Here is a 3,286-nt window from a genome sequence, read left to right on the forward strand (position 1 = left end):
AGGTCGGTTCCGCTACCGAGACTGAGCAGAAAGAACTGAAGCTCCGCATCGACGACGCGCTTTCCGCCACCCGCGCGGCCGTTGAAGAAGGCATCGTAGCCGGCGGCGGCGTAGCCCTCGTCAACTGCGTCGATTACCTTGAGAAGGAGATCGAGAAACAGGGGCTGAAGGGCGACGTCCGCACGGGCGCCAACATCGTGCTCAACTCTCTGTCTTCGCCTCTGCATCTGATCGCGACCAACGCCGGCCTGCAGGGCGACGTCGTTGTCGCGAAAGTCCTTTCCCTTGAGGAAGGGCATGGCCTTGACGCTTCCAACGGCGAGTATGTCGATCTGATCAAGGCGGGCATCATCGACCCTGTCAAGGTCACCCGCAGCGCTCTTGAGAACGCCGCTTCCATTGCCAAGATGATCCTGACCACCGAAGTCCTCGTGGCCGACAAGCCCGAGGAGAAGAAGGCCGATCCGGCCGGCGGCATGGGACCTGGCATGGGCGGAATGTACTAGACTTTGCCGCGCTGTTAAAAGCCAAATCGAAGAGAAAGAAGAAGCCCGCAGCTGCGGGCTTCTTCTTTCTCTTGCCGAAAACCCGTACGACCGCAATGGATTGAAAAAGTCCGAAGGCATGGCGTGAAGCCGGCCTTCGGACTTTTTGTTATTGAATATTGTACTTCTTGAGCAATTCCTGATACCGTTCTTCGACGGAACGATCGTCCTTTTTGATGTAATCGCGCCAGCTGCCAGTGCTGTTCCCCTCTGATGGCGGGAGGTCGGGGGCGGGCGGAATGGGGGGCGGAATCTGGGAGGGATCGAGGATCGGAAGCTGATCTTGGGAGACCAGAAGTTCTTCATCCTTCTTGGCGGCGTCGAGATCTGTCTTATCTTGATCCAAAAGCAGCAGTTGCGGCGCGTTGGGATCTTCCGCCTCTGCCGCGATCTCGGCGTGGAGCGGGCAGGGAGCGGCGGGGATTCTGTCCGCAGGCATGTAGATGTTGGTGACTTTTTTACATTCTGGCGAGGCCGGAAAACCGCTTTCGACGCATACGCGCATGACCCTGACGCCGCTTTCCTCGTCGGAAAGCTCTCTGGGAAAGACGTGGGGCGTCTCGAGGATTTTAACGGCGCTTCTGATGAATGAGGACCATACGGGAAGGGCAATTTGACTGCCCGTGGCGTTCTTGCCGCCGAGCGGCTTCAGGTCATCGTTTCCCGCGTAAACGACAGCGACCACCCCGGGAACGCCGCCGGCAAACCATGCGTCGGTGTAATCGTTCGTCGTGCCGGTCTTACCGAACATTTCGAATCCGGCGAGACGCGCTTTGCTGCCGGTGCCGGCGCGGATAACTTCCTGGAGCATCGCACGAGCCATCATTGCCGTCCCAGGCGGAAGGGCTTCCGTTATCTTCGGGGAATTCATCTGAAGAACTTTTCCCTCGCGACTGCGGATTTCTCGAATAAAGTAGGGCTCGACGCGGTTGCCGTTATTGGCGAAAACCGAGTAAACAACCGCCATTTCCAGCGGCGTGACGCTGGCGACCCCCAAACCAACGGAAAGCGTGGGAGTCAGATACGGCGAGGTGATTCCCATACGCCGGGCCGTCTCGACGACGGCCGTCGGTCCCAGCATATAGGTGAGGCGCACGGCCGGAGTGTTGTGTGAATGAGCCAGAGCGTTGAGCAGCGTTTCTTCTCCCGCATACGTCTCGCTGAAATTGTGCGGCGTCCAGGCAGGCCCCGATGAATTGGGAACGCGCAGTGAAATCGGCGTGTCCATGATGTGGTCAATCGGGCGATAACCGGCTTCAAGCGCCGCCGTATAAACAATCGGTTTGAAAGTCGAACCGCTCTGCCGGAACGCCTGCGTCACCCGGTTGAATTTGCTTTGTTCGAAGTCCTTGCCGCCGACCAGCGCGAGAACGGAGCCATCTGCCGGATCGAGCGCGACAAGCCCGCCTTCGCTTTTCAACTTTGCCATGGATTCCTCGGCCGCCTGCTGCACGTCGAGATCCAAGGTCGTATAGATCTTCATGCCGCCCTTGTAGATCTTGTCGCTGCCGTAAACCGGAATCAGTTCTTTGAAGAGAATATGACTCACAAAATAGGGTGCCTTGTTAAAAACGAGTTTGTTTTTCTCAGTCCGTTCGTTGAATTTCAGCTGTTCTTGAGCGGCAGTGTCCGCTTCTTCCCGCGTGATCCAGTCCAAATGGACCAGACGGTTCAGCACGTAATTCTGGCGAGCTTTGGCCAGATTCATGTTCCTGATCGGAGAATATTTTTCGGGAGCGGCGACCAGTCCGGCTAAAATCGAGGCTTCGCCGAGCGTCAGATCGCTGGCGCTTTTGTTGAAGTAACTATGGGCCGCCGCATCGATGCCCCAGGCGCCATGACCAAAATAGATCGCGTTGAGATACGTCTCAAGCAGTTTATCCTTGGAATAAAGCCTTTCCATGTGAAGAGAAATGATGGCTTCTTTGGCTTTGCGGTCCAGGCTCTTTTCACTCGACAAAAAGAGATTCCTCGCCAGCTGCTGCGTGATCGTACTGGCGCCTTGTCCGCCTTCGCCGCTAAAAAGCGAACGTAGAATTGCCAGCGGACGGATCCCTTTATGAGAGTAAAACTGAGAATCCTCCGCCGCGAGGATCGACATCACCATCCATTTGGAAAACTGTTCCAGTTTCATGGGTTTGCGATTTTCAACGTAAAGTTCCGTGATCACCCGACCTTTGCGATCGTAAACGATACTGGCTTCGTTTGCTCGATACGCGAGAATCTCGTCGTCAGTGGGCAGCGTATCTGCAATCTTATTGATGTATAAAGCCAGTCCCACCGAAACCACTGCGATGCAGGCGAGAACAGTCATTCCCAGAGACATCAGAAATTTGTTTAGAAACGATCTTTTTCTCCTTGAGGGGGCCTGTACTGGCGCCTTCTGCCTCTGCGATGCAGGATGCCCCTTTTTGTTATTGCTGTTATTCACGGGATTCACCTCAGTAATTCAGAGTAACAATGAACACGACATCGTCTATTCTAGCGGAAAAAACAAGTCAGTCAAATCTCCGAAAAAGTACGGGGAGAAAAATGGGGAGAAATTGAAGCACACCAGTGTTCGTCTGGAGCGGGACGATGTTTTTGAAGTCCATCAGAGAATGACGAATTGGGGCTTGCATTCCTGAAAGAGTAGTGGTATATTATCCCGGTCGCGCCGAAATCGGCTGCGATACAGCACCTTGAAAAGTGAATATGGTGAAGAAGAGACAGCTAGTGTATGAGCTCGATCAATTTTTTTA

At 54.6% G+C, this 3,286-nt stretch carries 2 protein-coding genes; one reads left to right on the plus strand and one right to left on the minus strand.

Features of this window, described 5'->3' with window-relative positions:
- The coding region (locus HMPREF7215_RS02050) for a TCP-1/cpn60 chaperonin family protein (RefSeq protein ID WP_009163936.1) at positions 1 to 506 on the plus strand (506 nt) is incomplete at its 5' end.
- Between the two features lie 148 nt (positions 507 to 654).
- On the opposite strand, the gene HMPREF7215_RS02055 is transcribed toward HMPREF7215_RS02050, so the two are convergent.
- The gene (locus tag HMPREF7215_RS02055; protein WP_232205502.1) at positions 655 to 2,859 is read right to left on the minus strand and encodes a transglycosylase domain-containing protein; all 2,205 of its coding nucleotides are present in this window, start codon (positions 2,857 to 2,859) and stop codon (positions 655 to 657) included.
- Positions 2,860 to 3,286 lie beyond the last annotated feature (427 nt).

The organism is Pyramidobacter piscolens W5455 (assembly GCF_000177335.1).
GTDB lineage: Bacteria > Synergistota > Synergistia > Synergistales > Dethiosulfovibrionaceae > Pyramidobacter > Pyramidobacter piscolens.

Excerpts from the sequence above, each read along its gene's own strand:
- HMPREF7215_RS02055 (WP_232205502.1), bottom strand. The coding sequence starts at position 2,859 with ATGACTGTTCTCGCCTGCATCGCAGTGGTTTCGGTGGGACTGGCTTTA.